General features: G+C 49.4%; 21 protein-coding genes and 2 pseudogenes. All 23 read right to left on the reverse strand.

The window, feature by feature from the left end; translation table 11 throughout:
- Positions 1–31: 31 nt before the first annotated feature.
- Positions 32–2,023, reverse strand: coding sequence for a beta-galactosidase YesZ (yesZ, locus tag FB592_RS17210; RefSeq protein ID WP_141949844.1), 1,992 nt, complete (start codon positions 2,021–2,023; stop codon positions 32–34).
- 7 nt (positions 2,024–2,030) lie between these two features.
- Positions 2,031–2,684, reverse strand: coding sequence for a rhamnogalacturonan acetylesterase (locus tag FB592_RS17215; protein WP_003233813.1), 654 nt, complete (start codon positions 2,682–2,684; stop codon positions 2,031–2,033).
- 155 nt (positions 2,685–2,839) lie between these two features.
- Entirely contained in the window at positions 2,840–4,678 is a 1,839-nt protein-coding gene (gene rhgX, locus FB592_RS17220) for a rhamnogalacturonan exolyase (protein WP_141949845.1), read from the reverse strand.
- A gap of 45 nt (positions 4,679–4,723) precedes the next feature.
- Positions 4,724–6,568, reverse strand: coding sequence for a rhamnogalacturonan lyase (gene rhgW / locus FB592_RS17225; protein WP_465072511.1), 1,845 nt, complete (start codon positions 6,566–6,568; stop codon positions 4,724–4,726).
- Between the two features lie 138 nt (positions 6,569–6,706).
- Complete coding sequence (locus FB592_RS17230; RefSeq protein WP_015715477.1) at positions 6,707–7,333, reverse strand: YesL family protein; 627 nt, start codon at positions 7,331–7,333, stop codon at positions 6,707–6,709.
- The gene (locus FB592_RS17235) at positions 7,330–7,992 is read right to left on the reverse strand and encodes a YesU family protein (protein WP_015715476.1); all 663 of its coding nucleotides are present in this window, start codon (positions 7,990–7,992) and stop codon (positions 7,330–7,332) included. Before FB592_RS17235 ends, FB592_RS17230 begins: the two co-directional genes overlap by 4 nt.
- The gene (gene rhgT, locus FB592_RS17240) at positions 7,985–8,683 is read right to left on the reverse strand and encodes a rhamnogalacturonan acetylesterase (RefSeq protein ID WP_134156845.1); all 699 of its coding nucleotides are present in this window, start codon (positions 8,681–8,683) and stop codon (positions 7,985–7,987) included. Before rhgT ends, FB592_RS17235 begins: the two co-directional genes overlap by 8 nt.
- Before the next feature lie 13 nt (positions 8,684–8,696).
- Complete coding sequence (gene yesS / locus FB592_RS17245; RefSeq protein ID WP_049140821.1) at positions 8,697–10,982, reverse strand: transcriptional regulator YesS; 2,286 nt, start codon at positions 10,980–10,982, stop codon at positions 8,697–8,699.
- 22 nt (positions 10,983–11,004) lie between these two features.
- The gene (gene yesR / locus FB592_RS17250; RefSeq protein WP_049140820.1) at positions 11,005–12,039 is read right to left on the reverse strand and encodes a rhamnogalacturonyl hydrolase YesR; all 1,035 of its coding nucleotides are present in this window, start codon (positions 12,037–12,039) and stop codon (positions 11,005–11,007) included.
- 15 nt (positions 12,040–12,054) lie between these two features.
- Entirely contained in the window at positions 12,055–12,945 is an 891-nt protein-coding gene (locus FB592_RS17255) for a carbohydrate ABC transporter permease (RefSeq protein ID WP_049140819.1), read from the reverse strand.
- Positions 12,946–12,948: 3 nt separating this feature from the next.
- On the reverse strand, positions 12,949–13,878 hold the full coding sequence (locus FB592_RS17260) for a carbohydrate ABC transporter permease (RefSeq protein WP_080351456.1): 930 nt from the start codon (positions 13,876–13,878) through the stop codon (positions 12,949–12,951).
- Positions 13,875–15,158, reverse strand: a complete 1,284-nt coding sequence (locus tag FB592_RS17265; RefSeq protein WP_103803326.1) for an ABC transporter substrate-binding protein — start codon at positions 15,156–15,158, stop codon at positions 13,875–13,877. The genes FB592_RS17260 and FB592_RS17265 overlap by 4 nt, the downstream gene beginning before the upstream one ends.
- Positions 15,159–15,261: 103 nt before the next feature.
- Positions 15,262–16,368 carry a two-component system response regulator YesN gene (gene yesN, locus FB592_RS17270; protein ID WP_049140817.1) on the reverse strand — a complete coding sequence of 369 codons (1,107 nt, stop codon included), beginning with the start codon at positions 16,366–16,368 and terminating at the stop codon, positions 15,262–15,264.
- On the reverse strand, positions 16,368–18,101 hold the full coding sequence (gene yesM / locus FB592_RS17275) for a two-component system sensor histidine kinase YesM (protein WP_019712808.1): 1,734 nt from the start codon (positions 18,099–18,101) through the stop codon (positions 16,368–16,370). Before yesM ends, yesN begins: the two co-directional genes overlap by 1 nt.
- Complete coding sequence (locus FB592_RS17280; protein ID WP_103803325.1) at positions 18,098–18,727, reverse strand: YesL family protein; 630 nt, start codon at positions 18,725–18,727, stop codon at positions 18,098–18,100. The genes yesM and FB592_RS17280 overlap by 4 nt, the downstream gene beginning before the upstream one ends.
- A 114-nt stretch (positions 18,728–18,841) precedes the next feature.
- A pseudogene (locus tag FB592_RS17285) lies at positions 18,842–19,145 on the reverse strand (YesK-like family protein).
- 22 nt (positions 19,146–19,167) lie between these two features.
- Positions 19,168–19,710 (reverse strand): GNAT family N-acetyltransferase, encoded by a 543-nt coding sequence (locus FB592_RS17290; protein WP_021481270.1) that lies wholly within the window; start codon positions 19,708–19,710, stop codon positions 19,168–19,170.
- A gap of 124 nt (positions 19,711–19,834) precedes the next feature.
- Positions 19,835–20,404: a spore coat protein CotJC gene (cotJC, locus tag FB592_RS17295; protein ID WP_003233850.1), complete on the reverse strand. Its 570-nt coding sequence runs from the start codon at positions 20,402–20,404 to the stop codon at positions 19,835–19,837.
- A gap of 14 nt (positions 20,405–20,418) precedes the next feature.
- Positions 20,419–20,682 (reverse strand): spore coat protein CotJB, encoded by a 264-nt coding sequence (gene cotJB / locus FB592_RS17300; RefSeq protein ID WP_003219491.1) that lies wholly within the window; start codon positions 20,680–20,682, stop codon positions 20,419–20,421.
- Positions 20,666–20,914: a spore coat-associated protein CotJA gene (gene cotJA / locus FB592_RS17305; protein ID WP_003219489.1), complete on the reverse strand. Its 249-nt coding sequence runs from the start codon at positions 20,912–20,914 to the stop codon at positions 20,666–20,668. Before cotJA ends, cotJB begins: the two co-directional genes overlap by 17 nt.
- 126 nt (positions 20,915–21,040) lie before the next feature.
- A pseudogene (locus tag FB592_RS17310) lies at positions 21,041–21,909 on the reverse strand (NmrA family NAD(P)-binding protein).
- Positions 21,906–22,349, reverse strand: coding sequence for a nuclear transport factor 2 family protein (locus tag FB592_RS17315; RefSeq protein WP_038828344.1), 444 nt, complete (start codon positions 22,347–22,349; stop codon positions 21,906–21,908). Before FB592_RS17315 ends, FB592_RS17310 begins: the two are co-directional and overlap by 4 nt.
- A gap of 79 nt (positions 22,350–22,428) precedes the next feature.
- Entirely contained in the window at positions 22,429–23,013 is a 585-nt protein-coding gene (locus tag FB592_RS17320; protein WP_103803324.1) for a TetR/AcrR family transcriptional regulator, read from the reverse strand.
- Between the last annotated feature and the right edge of the window lie 3 nt (positions 23,014–23,016).

Here is a 23,016-nt window from a genome sequence, read left to right on the forward strand (position 1 = left end):
CCATAGAAAAAAGCTGATTCGATGCAAAGAATCAGCTGTGATTGTCAAATTGAATCACACGGTATTCATGCGGTCCGACCGCCAGCCTCCCCGCCTTTTCCAAACGGTTCGTCAACAGATCTGTTCCCGCTTCCGGCAGTGTCACACTTCCTCCTTTTCCATCCATATTCACGATGATCCACACAAGGCCGTTATCGCCTTTGCGCGGGGCAACGATCGTGCCGGGTGTTACATCCGAGCGGACAGAAATGGCTGCCTCAGCGGCGTAATGCCTGACAAGCGCCTCCAGCATCGCATCCCCTTCTTTCCCGGATGGAAGCGAGCCCAGCATGACAATTTTCCCCTCGCCGTAATTCCGTTCCGTCAGAAAAGCATGGCCCGCCCCCGGTCCTGCTTCAACCGTGCCAAGGGTGTTTCCGCTCTCTGTGTCAAACACCGCGCTCCATAGTCCGAGCGGCGCCGTGATGCCAAACGCTTTTCCTGCATTCACGTTCTCATTCATCGGAAAGGTAAAAAGTGTTTTGATCCCTGACGTTTTCTCAAGTTCGCCAAGTCCGCAATCGGTATGAATGGTATGCTCGCATGTGCGCCCTCCTGTCAGCGGCCCGGTGATCCAGATGCCGCCCGCTTCAGCGAATGCCGAAGCTTTTTTGATAAATTCAGAAGACAAATACGGCACAAATGGCGTAAACAGCAAGCGATAGCCGTCCAGTGGAGCGCCTTCCGGAATAAGGTCACGATGAATCCCCGTGTTGAGAATACGTTCATAAAAATGCGTCACAAGCGAACGATGCCGGAGTCCCCGGTGAGGCTCAGTTTTAATAAATGCTTTTGCTCTGTCAGAGTAAGTCATCGCCGCCTCGGCTTGAACGGGTTCAGTCGATAGAATAATAGGCTCGATTTCCTTTCTTGCCCGCTCAACCGCCAGCACATTTTGATAGCCGATGGTGGGTTCGCCCCAGGCACTGAGAACCGAACCGTGGGAAATCTCGCTGCCTGAACGCTGCTGTCGCCATAGCCAGTAGCAAAACCCCTGGCTCCCTAAGGCGTAGGACGATACGGCTTCGGCCTGCAAATACCCGTCTGCGTGCGGGTAAGCGGAGCTTTCAAGCGAGGCGGCATACGACGGACTCGTTTCCAAAATCCAAAACGGGCGCCCTTGTTTCAGATTTCTCCATAAATCACAGTTCAATAAAAAGGCAGAGGCGTTTTCCTGCGAAGCGTACGTGTCATAGGAGGCAAAATCGAGATTCTGAAACATTCGCTCATTGTCCACGCTGAACATGACTGATCCGTTATGCGTGATCGGCGCATCTGAATAGCAGCGGATGATTTTGGCCTGTTCATCCGCAAACGAAGCGATCATCTCCATCGAAAACATCTGATACATAGTGCGTAGAGAGGCATGATGCAGAAACGGGGCCGGTCCCGGCTGCGGGACTTGCTCAAACGTCTGATAGGTCTCGCTCCACACATCGGTTCCCCAAGCTTCATTCAAGCGCTCAATTACCCCGTAGCAATTTTTGAGCCAGTCATGCCATAGGCGCAAGCATGTCTCACACATGCATTCTGCAACATGGCATTTAAACTCATTGTCTAGCTGCCAGCCGATCAGCCCCGGGAGCCGGCCAAGCTCCTTGGCGATGGCTGTGGTGATGATGGCGGCTTTTTTTCGGAAATACGGGTTGTTCGTACAGGCATGCTGACGGGAGCCATGCCCCATGATCTCTCTTTTTTCATTGGCATGCATGCGTTCGGGCCGGCCATGTGAGAACCAAATCGGCGGTGTAGGCGTCGGCGTGCACATAATCGTTTCGATCCCGCTATCATACAGCCGGGCGATGATTTCTTTGAAAAAACCGACGTCAATTTTTCCTTCTTCAGGTTCCATGACAGACCAGGCAAATTCGCCGATCCGCACAACATTTACGCCAACTTCACGCATGATGTCAATGTCCTGCTGAATCGTCTCTTCATCCCATAATTCCGGATAATAGCAAGCGCCATGATACAGTTTTCTCATCATATTTTCACCTTTCTTTGATGATCGATTCTGTCAATGGCAGGCCGAGCTCCTTTATGCCTTTTGCCACAAGTTTCGCCATTTCATTTGCGCCTTTTTTTGTAAAATGCGTGTAATCGTTAATCCCTTCTGAAATCATAAAATAGGTGTATACTTTTTCCTCGCCCTTCTCAGTAAAGAAAGCAAGGCTTTTCTCCATCAGATCAATGAGCTGGACATTTTCCTCTTCAGCCGTCTGCTTCATGGCAATGCAGTAATCTGGAAAATCGTTCAAAAACACGCCGTTTTCGTAATGAAAGCGGGCTACGGGGGTAATGAGAAGCGGATGGGCGCCTTTTTCCCGCGCGCCTGCGATATACTGCTTTAAATATTGTTTATAAGTAGTGTAGGGCTCGGTGTAGCGCTCCGGCTTATTTTTCGACGCGTCATTATGGCCCATCTGCACGAACAGCCAATCATCCGGCTCGATCACATCAAGGATTGCCTGAAGCCTGCCCTCTTCCACAAATGTTTTCGAGCTTCTTCCCCCGATCGCTCTGTTGATCACCTGAATATGCTCCGGCAGATGCGAGCCGAGAAACTGCCCCCAGCCCCCTTGATTTGTGCTGTCTCCATACGTTTGAACAGTCGAATCGCCGGCAAGATAAATATGATTTGCCATTTTTCATTCCCCCTCGTTTTTATACAGCTTCCATCACGGATAGCTCTTCCCTTGAAAAAACCGGTGCGTACAGCGTTTGTGCATTGGTTCGTCCTGCCCGTTCTCTAATCATCTTGTCGTAGCGTTCAGCCTTTACGTCTTATCCCTTAGTCCTCCTACAGCGGCGCCTCCGCTTTGCTTCCCGCTATGTACAGGGCGGGCTTCGGCGGTTTTTTCATTCCCGTTCCGAGGTAAAAGCTCGTGTGCGGCGGCTGGTTGTAGGCGGTATTCTGCCAGGCGATGCCGAGCCTGTAAACCGGATCATGCATCAGCGTGTAAAAGCGGTGGCGGGTGAGATGTGTCGTTGTATAGATACGGAGCGCGCTGCTGTCTTCCGTTCTCCATATCACTTCTTCCCGCCAGTCTCCGAACAGGTTGGCCTGAAGAACCGGGTTTCCTTTCGTGCCGTTGTTGGACAGCACGCCGGCCGGCTGAAATATCGTCTTCAGACAGCCGTTTTCAGCATCCCATTTTTCAATCTTTGGCCTGCCGATCGTTCCGTCCCAGTCATGATCAAGCAGTTCTCTGACCAAATCACCGTCCCACCAGATGGCGAAATTGGCTGAAGAGGGCGCTTTGTCGCTGATTTTTTCGCCTTTGCTCGTAAAAAGCCCATACGACATGCCATCATTGCCCGGCGGATCAATTCCCCAGACGAGCGACCCTTTGTAGCTTGGGTCAATATGAGCCGCCATGCCCCGGCCAACGTCAGTTCCAGCATGGACGCCCCATAATATCTCACCGGTTCCGGCATCTCGCAGCGACAGTCCGTACGGCTTCGTGGCGTCCTCATGCACCTGGAACACTTCAAGCCCTTTTCGTGACGGGTCCAGATCCCCTACATGCATCGCGTCTCCGTGCCCGAGCCCCGTTGAGTACAGGCCGGTTCCGTCATGATCGACAGCCATTGCGCCGTATATGATTTCATCTTTTCCGTCTCCGTCGATATCCGCCACGCTTAAGCTGTGGTTCCCCTGTCCTGCGTACACTTCATGTCCCGGCTGGTTGGAGTCAAATACCCAGCGTTTTTTGAGCCTTCCGTTTCTGAAATCGTATGCCACGAGCACGGCTCTCGTATAGTAGCCGCGTGCCATTACAAGGCTCGGCCGCTCCCCATCCAAATAAGCGATCCCGGCGAGAAAACGGTCCATCCGGTTTCCATAGCCGTCTCCCCAATCCTCCAGCTTGCCGCGGGGCGGTTCATATTCCACGGTTGTGAGCGCCTCACCGGTTTCTCCTTTAAACACCGTCAAATATTCCGGACCGGACAAAATTCTGCCCTGTTCGTTTCTAAAATCGGCATGCTCATCACCGATGATATGTCCTTTCCCGTCTGTTGTGCCGTCAGCTGTTTTCATGGCGATTTCTGCTTTTCCGTCACCATCCAGGTCATACACAATAAATTGCGTGTAATGAGCGCCCGCCCTGATGTTTCTGCCGAGGTTGATGCGCCACAAAAAGGTGCCGTCCAGTTTATAGGCATCTATGAGCACCTCCCCGGTATAACCGTCATGAGCGTTGTCTTTTGAATTGGATGGGTCCCACTTCAGGATCATTTCATATTCTCCATCCCCGTCTACATCCCCGACACTGGCATCATTGGCGCTGTAAGTGTACGGCTTTCCGTCCGGCGTCACACCGCCTTCCGGTCTGGCAAGCGGAACCTCCAGAACATTTTCCTGCCAAACACGAGCTTCCTTGGAAAGCTTTTCTTCCCGTCCTTTATTGACAGCCGCCACTTGATAAACAGAGTCAGCCGTTCCGTTTTGATCGAGAAAATTAGTGCTTTCAGCGATTGGATCGCGGGTGATCCGCTTTCCATCTCGATAAAGGTGAAAAGCCGTCGTCTCATGATCCGTGCCGAGAAAACGCCACCTGACAAACACGCCCTGTTCTGTCTTTACCGCAATCAAACCTCTGGTCAAGTATTCCATTTGCCTCTTTTTTGGTTTCATTTGATGGGAACGGGCTGCGCGCAGCCCGTTCCTTCCCCCTTTCAGTTAAGGCGTATACATATTTGGTTTTGGCTGTTCCGCCATGCCGTCTCCTAAAAAGAAGCTTGTGTGCGGCGGCTGGTTATAGGCGACATTTTGCCAGGCGATGCCAAGCCGGTACACCGGATCGTGCATCAACGTATACAGCCTGTGCTCAGTCGGAATGGTCGTCGTGTAAATGCGCAGAGCACTGCTGTCCTCCGTTCTCCACACGACTTCCTCGCGCCAGTCACCGAGCAGATCAGCCTGAAGCGCCGGTGTTGCTTTTGTGCCGTTGTTAGCCGCTGCGCCTGATGCAGTCAGCACATTTTTCGATACGCCGTTTTGATAATCCCACTTATCAATTCGGTTGCTGTCCAGCTGTTCCCGGAGCAGATCGCCGTCCCACCAGATGCCGAAGTTGGTCGAGGACGGAACCCCGCTTCCGATTTTGACCCCTTTCGCTGAGTAGAGAGAACCGTTTGCCCACACTTCCTGTCCCGGATAACGCGGGTCAATATCAGCAGCCATTCCCCGGCCTACATCCTTGCCGGCATAAACGCCCCAAAGGATTTTTCCGGTTGCAGCATCCCGGAAAGATAAGCCGTATTTTGCATTTTTGTCCTCATGAACTTGAAACACCTCAAGCCCCGGCCGGCCCGGATCAAGATCTCCTGTATGGAGGGCATCCCCATGGCCTAAGCCGGTCGAGTACATGCCTTTCCCGTCATGATCAACAGCCATTGAGCCGAAAATAATCTCATCTTTTCCATCCCCGTCAACGTCCGCGATGCTCAGGTTGTGATTCCCCTGTCCGGCAAACGCTTCATTTCCTGACTTTGAGGAGTCCAGCGTCCAAAGCTTTGACAGCTTTCCATCCCTGAAGTTATAGGCAACTAGCATGGTTTTAGCGTAATACCCTCTGGTCATGATCAGGCTCGGCCGCTGTCCATCAAGGTAGGCAATGCCGGCGAGAAAACGGTCAACACGGTTGCCGTAGCTGTCTCCCCAATCCGACACATTGCCGCGCGCCGGTTCAAAATTTGCGGTGACAAGCTCTTTCCCGGTTGAACCTTGAAACACAGTGAGATATTCAGGGCCTGAAAGCACACGCCCCTGTTCATTTCTGTAATCTGCATTGGCATCTCCAATTACTTTGCCCGTGCCGTCTTTTGTCCCGTCTGCCGTTTTCATTGCCACTTCCGCTTTTCCGTCACCATCAAGGTCATACACCATAAACTGGGTGTAGTGCGCGCCCGCTCTGATGTTTTTGCCGAGATTGATCCGCCATAACTTTGTGCCGTCCAGTTTATACGCGTCAATCAGCACGTCACCCGTATAGCCATCCTGTGAATTGTCTTTTGAGTTAGACGGGTCCCATTTCAGGATTAGCTCGTATTGCCCGTCACCATCCACATCGCCAACACTTGCGTCATTAGCGCTGTACGTGTAAACTTCACCCTTTGGCGTCGTGCCGCCAGCCGGTTTATCCAGCGGGACGGAATGATACGGCTGCGCCCATACGGAGGCTTTTTCAGAAGCCTGCTGTTCGGTACCGTTTACAACAGCCCGAACCGTATACGTTGAGCCCGCCGATCCGTTTTTATCTACATAGTTCGTGGTTTTGACAGGCGCAGCATTCAGTTTCTGCCCGTCTCTGTACACATTGAACAAAACAGATGCGTTTTCGGTTCCAAGAAACCGCCAGCTGACAAAAATGCCCCCGTCCGTCTTGACCGCTACAAGCCCCCGGTTCAGCGCTTCCATCTGCCGCGCTGCCCCTTCAGCTTTCACAGGACATACAGAGGTTCCCATCACCAACAAGACCAGCAACGTAACAGCGGTAAACATGCGTTTCCTTCGTGTAATCATCAGACAGCTCCTTCTCATTTATCTGTAAGCGCTTACTTAAATTGGATTTTATGCGCTGTGTGAGCTGTCTTCAATTTCACTTTTTTGCATCTGCCTATTTCGGACACTGCACTTTTTTGCGTATTTGTCACTTTTTTGTTACCCGGCTTGATGGTGCTGGGCCTCCGTCTTTTGAAATCCCCTTAGAGCAAAAAACATCAACACAAGCCCAAATAAACACGGGCCGTAAAATGGGATCAGGCCAGGAAGCGTATAAAGCAAATAAAGGACAAATCCGCACCCGATCAGCATACAGCCGGTTGTCAGCGGTCTCATGGCGCCAAACAGCAGTGCCTGCGGAATATATTTGCGAAGCGGGAGCTGGTAATGCACATAAAGGGGAAACACATACATCAGCGCGATGATATACAAAAGCCCTGCAAGCAGCGTGCAGTTTGTTACGGCAAAGGACAGCCAATTCGTACTGGCAGAAAAATAATGATAGTTGGCAGACAATATGATCAAAAGAGCCGAAAACGCCAATCCGATCGCATTAACCTTGAGAAACTCTTTTTTATAGGTATCGAGAAATAACGGAAATATCGGGACATCCTTTTGCCCCATCAGCCATTTCCTTATAACGGCACACATCGCGGCTGTGCTCGGCGCCCATCCGAAAAGAACGCCGCCCAAAAGTGTAAACAACAGCCACAGCCCGTTGAGCCATGCTATTTTCACCACCGCTTCGGAGCCTGCATAAAGCGCATCCGTTACAGTCGTCTTCATCTTCTCACCGCTTGATGTACGGCAAAATCCCTGTAAACGGCTTTCATGGGGGCCATCTGCCGGAACCCGATTTTTCCTTTTGTTAACACAGGCCCATATGTGCTGCCGTCGTCCATCCACTCAAGAATGGGCAGACCATTGATTGAAAAGTGCACATAGCCTTTGTCTTTGATCAGCTTCATACGATACGGAGAATCAGCGTCGTCTGGAGAAGGCAGCGGATCGGCCCCCATTGCGGCGAGGTGGAAACCACGGCTTTTTCTTAAATTGCAGGTGCGGAACGCTCTTTCCTCCGCGTATTTTCTGCGGAAATACGACAGGTGGAGCGCATTGATGTCCCCCGAATGATACTCGGGGTATTTTCCCGTTCTTTTCTGGAGACTTGGATCAAACAAATCCTCGCCTCCCATTCCCGCAGCAGAAAAAAACAGCATACACAATCCCGGCTGCTCGATCGGAGAGAAGTCCCATGTCACAATGATGCCGTCTGGAAAGGTTTCCGGACACCAAAAGACAAAGTGCACATCGTCCTGGACATGTGACAGGTGCAAGCTGTGATCATCAAATGAGATCTGTCCGCCTCCCTCCATCCGCCAGTCCTTCACATCGCTTTTAGACCGGAGCGGATTGCGGTACAGGCACGCGCCTTCCTTATACATGTTCTTTTCCCTCCCGGCTCACAAGGTGGTCCTTAAGCGGAAGTCCGAGCTCTTCAATGCCTTCTGCCACAAGCTTCGCAACCTCCATTGCACCTTTTTCCGAAAAATGCGTATTGTCCTCAATACCGTCCGGGTAATTCGGATGTTCATTCGGCTGAAACCAAACGAACAATCGCTTCGACTCCTCCGGCCCGTATGCTTCATACAGCACCTTTGTTTTCGCAAGCAGATCAATCACAGGTACATCGAGCTCCTTCGCCAGTGCTTTCATCGCATCGGGATACTCACCGAGGGAATGCTCGATCCGTCCGTTTTCATCAAAGCGGCGGCGCTGCACCGATGTGACGAACACAGGATGCGCGCCCTTTTCGCGTGCCGTATCTGCAAACAAGGTAAGAAACTGCTGAAATGTGGAGTACGGCTTCGTCCCCCGCGGTTTTTGGTCATTGTGGCCGAATTGAATCAACAAATAATCGCCTTGTGTGATGCATTCGGCAATTGCTTGAAGCCTTCCTTCCTCCACAAAAGAATTGGTGCTCGCTCCTCCTTTGGCATGATTGTGCACCACTACCTCTTCAGAAAACAATTGCCCGAATACCTGCCCCCACCCCGCCATCGGCGCTTCATGAGGCGGGCAGTCACTCACAGTGGAATCCCCCGCTAAAAATACTTGAATCGGTTTCTTCATCACATGTTCTCTCCTTTCACGGCGTTTCCTGATACATTTGCCTGAAGACACCCGGCGGCATGCCGACCTGTTTTTTAAAAATCCGGTTAAAGTAATTGTGGCGGTAGCCGACTTCTTCTGACACGTCATGAATTTTTTTATTCGTATTGACCAGCAGTTCTTTCGCCTTTTCGATTCTGATCTGGGTCACATAATCGATAAAATTAATGCCGGTCACTTGCTTAAATGCCTTGCTTAACGTATATGAATTCATGCCAAGCGCATCGGCACAGCTTTCCAATGAAATGTCCGCCATATACTGTTCGTGAATCATCGCAATCACACGTTCTGCCAGCTGCTTTTGCTGTCTGTTTTTTCTGCCCTCAAGCTTGGAAAGGTAAGGCGTCACCACTACATCCATCAGCCAGGCCGCCGCTTCATTAGGTTCGCGCAATTCTGAAATATCAAGAAACGGATTCCGGTGCTGAAATAGTTCGCTGGGATTGAGCCCGGAATGCAAAATATCCTCCTGAATGCGGGAAAACAGCTGAATCAGGGCGGAATGCACATGCCTGTCTATGGCTGCCTTTTCCGCCAGTTCCCTCATACATCCATCTATCAGTTCCTTGGCTTCCTGTTTTCTTTCCAGCCGGATGGCCTGAACAATTTGTTTTTCCAGCTCAAAGGGGTAATAAGGAGCGAACTGCTCATTCTGAGGAAAGTCTGCCTGCAAATCAATGACCTGATCCCGGTTAGCAAACTGCCTGCGGGATTTGCCGCTTTTCACATTCTGAAATAAAGAAGGGATTTCCGTGATACGCTCCGTTTTGCTGCTCAATGTCGAGGTCAGGCATAGTCCGGTTACATCCCCAAATTGGCGTGCCAGCTCCGTTATATACGCCTTCAGATCAGAGCTGTTTGTTTTCATCACAAGAACGGTGATAGAAAGCCGGCCGATATCAAGTATGGAGAGCTGAAAAACGCGTTTATCCGCCAATTCCTCAGCGATATTAGTCAGTGTAAACACAGCGAGCTGTTCATCATCGCAACAGAAGATGCTTTTTTCACAGCGGAGTCCTGTCACCTGTAGATCAAGCACATGAAACACGTTTCCGCCGATGTTCCAGCCGGCCTCCTCCATCCGAGATCTGAGACTGTCCTCGTTGTCATAGTAAAAATCCCCCTGCAAGAGGTGCTGCAAAAAACTTTTTTTCATATGGGGCGTCTGCCGCAGGAGCTGCTCTTGGAGCTTCCGGCTTTCAAGGGATAGATCCTGCCATCTCTTTTCAATCCACTTGAATTCATCCTGCCCGGACGCCTGCCATACTTTCTTCTCTCCTCCGGTAAACAAGCCAAGCAAATGCTGAATGGGACGATAGATTTTTTTTGATGCATACCATGTCATGCATACCGCCAAACCGATGCAAATGACCAGCATCACGATGATCACTTTTGATAAAAACACCATCGGCGCTGTAATAGCTGAAAGAGGCGCCGCTGACACAAAGGTCCATTGCTGATGCATCCGGTTCATTTCTCCAAAGGAGACAGAATACACCTTGCCTTCCCATTCCAACTGAAAATGGCCGTTCTCAGCAGGCTGTTTTTTTATCTCTTGAAGTAAAGTCTTTTCAAAATCTTTTTCCCCTTCATGAAACAGCACCTCTTGATTTTGATCTAAAAGCAGCGCACTGCCATCAGGATAGGGGGACAAGCTTTGCAGGATTGATTCCATTTCTTTCGGATCAACCGCCAGCATGATCGCGCCGAACGGTTTCTCCGCCGCGCCCGGAATGAGCTGGATCAGCATCGCTTGTTTTCCCGACCGTTTCCAATAAATGCTGTGGTCTGAGGCAAGCAGCGAGCGATACTTGCGAAGCGCCTCCTGTTCTGTCAAAGCGCTGTATTCAGGGCTCAGCACAAGTGGCCGGGGGCTGTTCAGAAAGATGGAAGCCTGCTCGATCAGCGGCTGCTGGTCCCGCAAAAGAAACAGCTTTTTCGTTAATTGATAGGAGAACGTAAAGTCTTTCTCCAAATCCCTCTCGGCCAATCCGTTCATCAGTGAAGAATCGTAGGCCATCTGGGTGAGTGCCAGTTCAAGCACTCCCAGCTTCTCATCCATTCGGCTGACCTCACGCGCCACCTGTGTTTCATGCGATCTCTGAAGCTCTTTCTCCACCTTGTCGATCGAAAGAAAGTAGATTGCGCCGCCAGTCAGCAATCCGGGAATACAGGCAATCAGCAAAATGAAGACAAAGTTTCTTTTGAAATACGTTCCCTTCCAGCGAGAAACCCGTTCCTTCTGTTGAGGCTGTTTTTTCATCCCTTTCCCCCCGCCGCTGTCTTTACTGATACACGCGTTTTTTCGTTTTCAAAACATCAGCAAGAAACGTCAGCGCAAGCCCCTGCCCCCATCCTTGTATTCGTTTGTAAGGCACCTGTTTGTATCCTTCGGCATTTTTCATGACGGCTGTCCCGGCCGATACCTTGCTGACCCGTCCGTCCTCTTCCACCGCATCCAAAATGGCGGCAAGCGATTTCTGCACATATTTTGTATACAGCTTTCCGCTCGATATCAGAGCAGAAGCAATACCCGCTGATGCCGAAACCTCCAGATAAGAATCCGGATCATCCAAAATCGTATGCCACAGCCCTGATTCATCCTGAAGCCGGACAAGCGCGCTCAGCTGGTCTCTGAGCGATCCGTCGATGATCATAAAGGAAGGATGTGTCACCTCAATAAGCGGGAGCGCCTTTGCCATCGTGAGTGCCGCCCAGCCGTTCGCCCTGCCCCAATAAATCCCCGACAGATGATTTTGCGCTTTGTTGTCCCAGGCGTGGTAGTACAAATTCGTGACAGGGTCCTGAAGCACATCCTCATGTCCGTGAAACTGGCGCAGGCCGTCTTCAAAATAATCCTCACGCTCCATGACCCGCCCGATTCTCAGCATAAACAGCCCAGCCATCATCAGCGTATCCGCCCATGCCTGTTCAGGGAATACGTATTCTGCCGCATTCACCGTATGCTGAAGGATACCCTCGCCAAAGCGCGGCGCCTTATGCAGCACATATTCCGCCATCTCGGCCGCTGTTTCCAAATACACGTCATCACCTGTCACCTTGTGGAGGAACAAAAGCGTATGCCCAATGGAAACTCCGTTGATCGAAAGCGGCGGCAGCCCATCCTCCAGCTGTTCATCCACCCACGTTTTTAACAGATTGATATATTCCTCGTTTTCTGTCGCTTTATAGGCCTCCGCCACGCCGTAAAACGCGACGCCGCCCGGCCAATCCCATGCAAAATCCATCTGAAATGTCCGTTTCACGATCCGGTCAATAACCGACGTCACCTTTTCTTCATCAAAGATAAGCTGTGCCATCTGCAACACTCCTTTTTATTTTAATCCGGTCGTACTGATGCCCTGAACGATATATTTCTGAAACAAAAAGAAAACAAGAATCACAGGCAATAACGAGACGGCTGACATGGCAAACATCGCGCCCCAGTTCGAAGCCGACTCTGTATCGAGAAAAAGCTTCAGTGCAAGTGAAACAGGGTAAAGCCCCGGCTTATTCAAATACAAGAGCGGCTGAATCAGCTCCTCCCACTTCCAATAGAAGGAGAAAATCGCAGACGTCGCAAGCGCGGGGGCAATCAGCGGGAGAATGATCCGCCAAAAGCAGGCAAAACGTCCGCATCCGTCGATTCGCGCGGCTTCATCCAGCTCCTCGGGAATCGTCCGGATAAACTGGATCATCAGAAAGATAAAAAACGCATGCCCGAAAAATTGCGGAACGACAATTGGTTTAAAGGAATTCAGCCAGTCTAATTTCGCAAACATAATATACTGCGGAATCATCAACACTTCATGAGGCAGCATTAACGTCCCCATCATGCACGCAAACCAAAATTTTTTTCCCTTAAACGGTATACGCGCAAATCCGTACGCAATGACAGCCGATGACATGACGGCACCGATTGTTGACAGCCCGACAATAATCGCCGAGTTTTTAATAAACGTCAGAAACGGCTGTCCCGCAATGCCCTTCCACCCTTCAGCATAGTTACTGAGAATAAAAGGGTCTGGAATGAGAGAATGTGAGGTTGTAAAAATACTGGCGCTTTCTTTAAACGAGCTGACAAACAGCCAAATAACCGGGTACAGCAGCAACACCGCCAGCGTTGCCGTAAAAACATGGAACAGTATGCGTTTGGGACTGACGCGCCCGGCTTTTTTTCTCTCAAAAACCGGGGCTTCTCTGACAGGCTGGTTGACCGGCTCCATCCGTCATTCCTCCTTTGACTCGTAATGAACCCAATATGATGATGTTTTAAACAATATGAGCGTAATCAGCCCGACAATGACAAGCATGACCCACGCCATCGCCGATGCGTAGCCCATTTGAAAATAGTTAAACGCACGCTGGAACAAATAGAGCGAATAGAGAAGTGTCCCGTCAAGCGGCCCGCCCTCGCCCTTCGAAATGATATAGGCAGGTGTAAATGTCATAAAAGCAGAAATCGTCTGCATCACTAGGTTAAAGAAAATAATCGGTGTAAGGATCGGAAGCGTGATCTTGAAGAAACGCTGCACCCGATTTGCCCCATCCACACTTGCCGCTTCCAAATACGAAGACGGAATGTTTTTCAGCCCGGCCAAAAAAATCAGCATTGACGACCCGAACTGCCAGACGGACAGCAGAATCAATGTCCACAGCGCACTTGTCGGATTCTGGTACCAAAGAATTTTTTGATCAATCCCGACAAAAAACAGCAGCGCATTGATGACCCCGTCATTGCCAAAAATATTGCGCCACATGATTGCCACGGCGACGCTCCCGCCGATGATCGAAGGCAGATAAAAGAGCGTTCTGTAAATGGACGTTCCTTTTGCTGCATTGTTTAAAATGACAGCGATAAAAAGCGCGAAGCCGAGGCGGAGCGGAACCCCGGCAAGCACATACGTAAACGTCACCTTCAGAGACTGCCAATACTTTTCGTCACCCGTAAACATTTCCTTAAAGTTGTCGAGCCCGATCCATTTCGGCGCCGTAAACAAGTCATAGCTCGTGAAGGACAGAAACAGGGACGCCCCCATCGGGATCACCGTAAAACATAGGAACCCGATGATAAACGGAGAAATAAAAGCATATCCCGCCAGATTGTCTTTTCTTATACTCCGGCTTTTTTTCATTGCGTCAGCCCCATTTCCCGTCAATTATTCCTCTCTAATATCTCATTGGCCTTTTTCCGGAACGTTTTGGCGGCTTTTTCCGGCGATACCTTCTGATACAGAATCTGATCTGACGTATCCTTCAGCAGCTTGATGACCTCCGCGCTTCCCACAGGCTCTGGCGGATCGGCTTTGCTGATGTTTTTTGACGCGGTTTCTACATACTCCACGATGTTGGCTTCTTCCTCATTCAGCTTCGGTTTAATCGCATCCGCCACCTTGTCGGAGACTGGAACGCCTCGCTCGCCTTTAATCAGCTGGTTCGCTTCCTCATTATTCACGAAGAAATTAATAAATTTCGCTGCCTCTTTTTTATGCTCAGAGCTTTTCGGAATGGAAAACAGCATACTCGGCTTCAATGTCAGCGCCTTTTCCTTCATTTGCTCCGGCGGCAGATAGAGAGACAGCGGCGAGTCTGTCAGCCGGGCAAAGCCCAAATATTGATTGGAGTAGTTCCATGTAATCGCTGATTTGCCTTTGACGATAAAATCGTCTTCCATCCCTTTAATCTGTGCGCTTTCATCAGGTGTTGGGGACGTTTTCGCTTTCACCAGCCTCAGCTGCCGTTCAAAGTAATCGACAAACATCTGATCATCTTGATACGCGAGGCCAGTGCCGTCTTCTTTGTAAAAGCGCTCACCCTTTGTTCGCAAATAATACGGGAAGAAAATATCAGGCGGATGCATTCCGTTGGAACCGTAGACACCAGCTTTTTCCTGAAGATCATACGCCAGCTTCTCGTAATCCTCCCACGTCCAGTTTTCCTGATTGATAGACACACCGGCTTTTTTCAGCAAATCATCATTCGCAATCACAGACAGCACGTTGACACCTAGCGTAAATCCATAAAGCTTATTGTCGATTTTTCCGCCCGACAGCATATTCTCGTCGATTGTACTGACGTCAATCGTTCCATCCTTTGTATACGGCGTTAAATCTTCCAGCTGGTTCTTCTTTCCGTATTGGGCTAAGTAAGCGGTATCCATTTGAATGACATCAGGAAGCTGGCCGGCGGCAGACATGGGCGCAAGCTTTTTCCAGTAGTCATCCCAGTTCGCAAATTCCGATTCAATATGGACGTGAGGATTCTTTTTCTCGTAAAGTTCAATTACCTTTGTTGTATAATCATGCCTTGGCTGCCCGCCCCACCACGCGATTCTGAGCGTAATGTCTTCTTTTTTCCCCGATGCCTCTTCGCCCACAGAACATCCGCTGAAAATAAAGACACAGACAAGCGATAACAGAACGTAACAAATCTTCTTCAAACCAATCCCCCCTTTAATGTAAGTGCTTACATTTTATTTTAAAGCGTTCGGATAGGGCGAAACACTCAAAAAACAGTGGCGAAAGTCAAAAAAACAGAGATGGCTATCCTGCGGAAGCGCCTCCCTGTTTTCTTCTGAATTCTGACGGTGTCAGACCGGTATATTTTTTAAAAACAAGACTGAAATACTTCGGATTATCGCCAAATCCGATTTCTTCAGCAATTTCTGATACACTCGCGTCCCGCCTCATTTTCATCTGTTTCATCGCATGTTCAAGACGCACTCGTGTAACATATTGGGAAAATTTCTCGCCTGTTTCCTGCTTAAATAACTTCCCGAGATAATCAGGATTCATAAACAGCATATCCTTCGCCGCCCATTTTAAGGACAGATTCGGATTTCCGAGCTCGTCGGCAATAAGCCTGATCATTTTTGAAATCACTGCGCTCCCATGCAGGTCACCAGACGCTTCAGCTGTGTCACGAAACAGCTGCCCCGCGTGCCGGAGTTCTCCCGCCTGACTGATGGCCATCTTGCGGTCCGCAAAAACCTCCGCCGCCTTTTCAGCGGCGTTCTCCTCTACGGCGAGCACTGTCCATTCTCCGCTGCTGCAAACCGCTGTCAGTGCCGATCCGAGTGCCTCTCTGGCTGCGGCATCAATAGATTGTTCCCCTTTTAAGATCAAGAGGCGGATCTTTTTTCCGGCAAGTGAAGGCGGCGGAGACAACTGGGCTACACCTGCGATCAAGCCTTCCAAGTATTGATCGGCTGCAAAGGAACGGATATGGTCCAGCTCGTGTTTCAGATGGGCTGTTTTCTTTTTGTGCACATCTTGCCGCTTCAGCTCAGCAATGATTTCCTCCAGCGAGCTGATAATCTGCTGTTCATTGCAGGGTTTCAGCAAATAATGCTTCACCCCATATTTCATGGCTTCCTTTGCGTACTCAAACTCTCCAAACCCGGACAGGACGATAAATTGCACCGACGGACTGATGGCTGACACCTTTTTGATCAGCTCAAGCCCGTCCATACCGGGCATTTTGACGTCTGTGATGACGATATGCGGCTGCTTATGTACAATCTTTTCATATGCTTCATGTCCGTTCTGCGCTTTACCGATCAATGAGGCGCCAAGCGACTCCCACTCAATGATTCCTGCCATTCCATCAAGGATAATCCTCTCATCATCAGCCAGCAGTATTTTATACATCACACCACCTCATTTCGGCACGGTATTGTGATCACAATCCTCGTCCCCTTTTCATGCTCACTATGAATCCGCAAGCCGTATGGCTCTCCGAATGTCAGGCTGATGCGCTCGCGAATATTCCAAAGTCCGATTCCTCTTCCGCCCGTTGATTCAAGAATCCGTCCATCCATGCCAGGACCGTTATCTTCGACCGTAATACAGACACATTCCTTTGCCTTTTTCGCCTGAATCCGGATGGCGCATGGCCTTGTAAAGGGTTCAAGCGCGTATTGAATCGCATTTTCCGCAAGCGGCTGGAGCGTCAGTTTCGGAATGAGGCAATGCTTCACCTCATCGTCAATATCCAACGTGAAATTCAGGCGCTCTTCAAATCGAAATCGCTGAATGGTCATATAGTGACGTAAAATGTCCGCCTCCTCCTGAATGGTCACGATATCCTTTTTCATATGTATGCTGTTTCTCAGAAGAAAACCGAGCGATTCCACCATTTTTGAGATTTGCTTTTGCTGATTCGCCTTGGCCAGCCAATTGATGGACTCGAGCGTGTTATATAAAAAATGCGGATTGATCTGGGCTTGCAGTGCTTTCAATTCGGTTTCTTTAATAATGAGCTGTTTTTCCACATTTTCTTCCATCAGCTCATTAATCCGTTTCATCATGACAGTAAAATGGCGGTTCAGCATGCCGGCCTCATCCTGTGTATGTTCCGGCAGAGAAAGCGACACACCTGCTTCAATACCGCCGTGCTGTACCGATTTCATCGCGGTCACAAGCTGTTCAATCGGCTCCGTGATGCTGTTGGCGATTTTCCTTCCGAAAAGCAAAACCACACAGAAAAAGAGGAGAAAGCATGTGCCGATCACTGTTTTCATAAAGGAAATTTTCGCGAACATCTGATCAAAGGGGATAACGTTATAGTAGCTCCAATTTTGGTAGGATGATTGAAGATAAGAAATAAAGTAACGTTTGCCATTCTTTTTTATCAAGTCATAACCGGGGTGCTTCAGCGTCTCTTTTGCTGCCTCAGGAACATGCGCTGATGCATGTGCCGTATACACCAAATTCCCGCCTTGGTCAGCAATCATAATGTCTCCGACTGAATCGCCCCAATCCTTCGGCACATCACGAATCATTTGTTTTACATTGACTTGGATCAGCACCATGCCCAAGCCGTTCAGACTCAGCTGGTGATAGGACCTGATCTGCCGTGCTGAAATCAGGACAGGATCTGACCCGCCGAGCGTCATCCAAAGATTTCTTCCATTTTTCGCTTTCGCTCGCTTAAATACCTCTTCCTGCTCCTGCTGCAAAAGATCTGAAGAACTGCTTCCGGCTGAATACTCTGAGCCGCGGGCATCAATCAAATGAATGGAATCTATGTACTTTTCATCACTGGCATATCCCGCAAGCTGATCCCAAAGCTCCTGCTTCATTTGATATTGATCATACGTATCATCCCGATTTTGCATGCTCAGGATGCGTTGAATCTGTTCGTCTGTAATGATTTCATATGACACATCCTCTATCTTCTTCAGCTCGTCTTCGATCCTTTCAGAAGACATGCGAAGCACCTCCGAGGACTTGCGGTAAATCTGCTCATCATACACATGAAAGGCATACTGGACCCCGCTGTATACAAACAGAAAGGATACGGCCATAATCAACGATAGAAACACAAACAGCTTATCCTTAATCTTCATCCGCCTGTACCAGCCAGCAACTCTTTTCTTCATGCCGCCTTTTCTTTCTCCTGCCGCTGATCCATTGACCGAAACGCTTTAAAGGACAGCTTCGTTAAGATCAGGCTGAGTAAACTCCCGCTGAAAAACAATAGAAACGTGACATGAAACAGAACGAGACAAAGCACACCGACAGCGCCCGCTGCCATCAAAAGCGTCACCGCCGGACGGCTGAAAGCAATCAAAAAGCTGATGCTCAGCACCTCTCTGATTTTTACATCAAAATGAGAAAACACCGGGAACACATACAGCACAACAAACACGAAAATCAAACTAATGCTCAGGAATACATTGACGAGCACAGGCTGGTCCATCTGAGCCGCTATCCGCATATCCGCAAACAGAAACAGGGCAGCCGTCACAACGATAAGCCCGAGGATCTGTGATGCCCGCCATTCCTTTTTAAACGTCCGAAAAAAGACAGAAAACACCGGGGCATCTGTATTCCCCTTCGCCCATTCTCTCGCCACTGTAAACATCGCGGCAGTAGCGGGCATCAGCCCAAATACAACCAGGCCTGCAAGAGAAAACAAAATCCAAAGCACATTCAAATAGGCCAGTCTCATCACCCACGTACAAAAACGATTCAGCCCATTTGTCACACTGTGTATCATCAACATCACCTTCCCGCTTCGGAAAACGCTTTCATTTTAAAGTAATATGTATTTCTCCTTTCGAAAGAAAATTCCTGCCGTTCTGTGAAAATTTCGACATGATGAGAGACGGCAGCAGCCTTATCTTTTCCTGTAACGCCGGATGGCCTTATCGATCAAATATCCGGCAATGGCTCCGAAAATGACATTGAATCCAAGCATTCCGAGCGCAGCCCCTTCCCAGCCGCGTACATACACGAGGCTGTACCAGATCGCAAACACACCAAGGACGATCAGCCCGGCCAACATCCATTCCGGTCGACTTTTGTCAGGAAATCTCATCTGCATCAAAACGGATACGCCAGCAAACAGACAAGCCGTCACAATCCCTGTCACAAATAAAATTGGCCACACATCGCCTGCCCTCCCTTTTAGAAAAAGACAAAAAAGCCCCCTGCAAAGGACGCTTATTCTGCCGAAATCTCTTTCTCAAACAAATGATATCCGGACGCATCAGCACCCATGAATTCATATCCCATACGCCGATAAAAGGAATGCAGGGCGTCGCTATCAGCGACACAGTCAAGCCGGATCCGTGTTTTTCCCGGAAAGTGTATGCCCGTCTCCGCCCACTGAAGGACGCGGGCTCCAAGCCCCTGTCCCGCAAACCGGCGGCTTACTGCGAGGCGGTGCAAATAAATGGACTCCTCATGCCCATCGTCTCCCCAAAGCGTCCGGTCCCACTCGCTCGGTTCAGGCAGCAGCATCACGACAGCCGCAAGCTCTTCATCTTTTTTAAACACAAACACATGTCCCTTTTCAATTGACCCCGTGATATCATGTATATCTTGCCCTTTGAGAAGTCCGCTCCATTGGTTAGAACCCCGATCTCGGAGCCATTCAGCTGTTCGGACGAGCAACCCGGTAATCGATTCTGCATCCTCATAGACGGCCGGACACGCGTAAAATCCATCTGCAATCGTTTCGTTCTCAATCTTAAAAGCTGACATAAAGGCCTCCCAATCAAAAAGTAAGCTTGCACACACACCTTGATTATAATGCAGACCAAACTGCAAAAACAGACCATTTTCTCTGTATGTAAAAGGGTGTATGAAAGAGAGGCCAATCTGCCTATTAGAAAATCTTCTTTTTATCCCGTTCTTCTTTTAAAATTTCAACCGCTTCTCTGAAGCGCATAGAGTGTACGATTTCACGCTCACGCAAAAAACGCAGGGAATCGTTTAAATCAGGATCATCCGAAATATCAATCAGCCATTGATACGTCGCCCGCGCCTTTTCTTCTGCGGCAATATCTTCGTATAAATCGGCAATCGGATCGCCCTTCGCTTGGATATAGCTCGCGGTAAACGGCACGCCCGCCGCATTATGATAAAAAAGCGCGCTGTCGTGATTGACGTAATGATCGCCAAGCCCAGCTTCACGCAGCTGCTCCGGTGTGGCGTCTTTTGTTAACTTATAGACCATGGTCGCAATCATTTCCAAATGGGCAAACTCCTCCGTGCCGATATCTGTTAAAAGGCCGATGACCTTATCAGGAATCGTATAACGCTGGTTCAAATACCGGAGAGCTGCGGCCAGCTCGCCGTCCGCTCCGCCATACTGCTCAATCAAATACTTCGCCAGCGTCGGGTTGCACGTACTGACCTTGACAGGGTATTGCAGCTTCTTTTCATACACCCACATTCAGGCATTCCTCCTTATACTTGCCACGGCCATGGCCCTTTTCCCCAATCCCAATCCTTGCCCGCGGGGCTGTTGCCGAACTGCAGAAGCGGTCCGTAAGAGGATTCGAACTGTCTTTTTAAGTGCCTTGAATAGCCGGAATATTGATTGAATTGCTTCAGCGCATCTTCATCATGAGGATGTGTATTTAAATAAAGACTCAGCTCAACAAGCACAAAATCAGCAGCCTGTATTTGCTCAAGCTGACGATAATATTCGGCGTCAACCTTTTTTGCCATGTGCGTCTCCCCCTCGATAAGGGTTTTCATAAAAATCATAGAGATCCTTCCAAAGGGTGCCTTTCCTCAAAGCCTCCATCGGCGAAAACTGCTCCATGTGCTCAGGCTGAAAGGTCATATAAAGGTTAGGGGGCGTTCTGTAATATTTCTTCCCTATGGGCGGACAGGGATCAAAACGGCTGTGAAAGGGCGTATATGATTTGACAGGCGTAAACGGCTGCATATCCTTCATTCCGGCTCCTCCTTTCTCAAAAACAATGACCTTAATAGGTATGAGGCAGGAGGCATGATTATGACTAAAACACGACTTAGCTTTTTCAATAAGAAGACCTTCGGAAGCGCCGAAGGTCTTTCTAGACTATTCAGTCCAAAATGAGGTCAGTGTTTCCAATATGCAGCATGAGCAGCCGCAAACTCTGACAGCGAACGAGGTTCTTTTCCCGTCACACGCTTCACTGTATCCGTTACCCGATGTTCCGCACCATGGCTGATTGCCTCATCAAGCTTCGCCATAAAATGGGCATAATCCGCGGGCAAACCTCCTGCCTCCATTTTATGCTGCAGCTCGGAACGAGAAATGCTGACATGCTCCACCCGGCGTCCCGCCGCAGCTCCAATGATCTCCGCCGCTTCGGCATAGCTCAGCGCCTCGGGACCTGTCAGAATATGATGTGTTTGATGAGGAACATCATCAATCAAAGCCCTGACGGCTGTTTCTGCGATGTCATCAGCGTCAATAAACCCAAGTTTTCCTTCACCCGAAGCCGTTGTGATGCGGCCCTCCGTTTGAATAGACATGCGATGCTGGACATTGATGAAATTTTGCATAAAGTATGAGGGCCGCAGCACCGTCCATTCAGGAAACTCGCGCACTGCCTGGTGAAGCGCGCCAAACACGGGACCGTTCTCGGAGACAACAGACGCACTTTGCATCACTACCCGCTTTGCGCCGAGACGCTTTGCTTCCTTTAAAAAGGGAAGCACATAGGGAGCCGGATCAAGTACACCGACCGGAGCAACAAGATAGATGTCTTTTACCTGTTCTAGAGCAGGCGTAAAACTGGAGGCATCCTTCCAATCAAAATACACATGCTCCGCACTTGCAAGCGCGCCCTTTTTTCGGCTTGCAATACGCACTCTGTATCCCAGCTTTATTAAACGGCTGGCGATTCGGCTGCCGACTGTGCCAGTCCCGCCCGTGATTAAAATCGGATTCTGTTTCATCATTTGCCACTCTCCTCTGTTTGCAAAAATGATCCTCCAAAGGCCTCTTTTACAACAAGCGGATTCCAATAATCCCTATAACGCACAATGCGGCCGTCTCTCATTTCGATGACACTGATATAGCTTTGGCGATAAGGCAGTCCAGTCTCAATCACATGGCCGTCACATTGAAACTCCGCAATCACCGTATTCGAGTCTGCTGAACGGTACACTGTCGGAGTGGTAAATGAAGAAAGATGGATCTGCTTAGGATAATCCTTAATATAGTTGTAAATGGCCGCTTTTCCTTCTATTCTTTTTGGTGATCCCTCCGGCGCATAAGGAAACTCAAATACAGCATTCTCATCCCAAAGCTCCATCCAGCTCTTCATGTCCTTCTCAAGCATATAAGCCATAAACTTTCTCAATGTTTCACATGCTTTTTCAAATTCATTCATCAACATTCATCATCACCTCTTTTTTTATTTTCAGACCATTCAGTCCAAAAAATACACACATGGGCAAAGCATTCTTTACCACATGTTAATCAAGCACTGATAAACTCACGTCAACATGGTCCTTAAGACGATCCATATCTGCCGTCACTTTTGCAATAAATGTCAGTGACAGCCTGCTCTGATTCAGGTACCGGGCGAGCGCAGATATATCATGATCTTCGCCATTCAATTCTCCTTGATCCTTCGCCCTTAAAAGCGCCTGATAAAAAGCGTCCTCAAGCTGCTTGGATTGTCTTTCAAAATACCGGGCAAGCTCAGGGTCATGCGGGATCTGTTCAATCGCACTGTTCATAATGTAGCACGCCTTCGCCCGTTCCGGATCCCTCAGGGCATTGACACCCTCCTGAAAAATATCACGAATGGCTTCCTTTACAGATCCTGGCGCTTCAAGCCTTTCCATAACGGCAGTGTTTTTCCCTTCAAGATACGTTTTCACAGCGGACAAAAACAAATCACGCTTCGTGCCATACGTATCATACAAGCTCTGGCGCGCAATGCCTAAATGAGAGAGCAGACCCTGAAGAGACGTTCCTTCGTAGCCATACTCTCCAAAAACCTCTATCGCCCTGTGAAGAACAAGTGCCGTATCAAATTCTTTATTCCTCCCCAAAAA

Origin of the sequence: Bacillus sp. SJZ110 (genome assembly GCF_006715455.1) — a bacterium.
Taxonomy (GTDB): domain Bacteria; phylum Bacillota; class Bacilli; order Bacillales; family Bacillaceae; genus Bacillus; species Bacillus subtilis.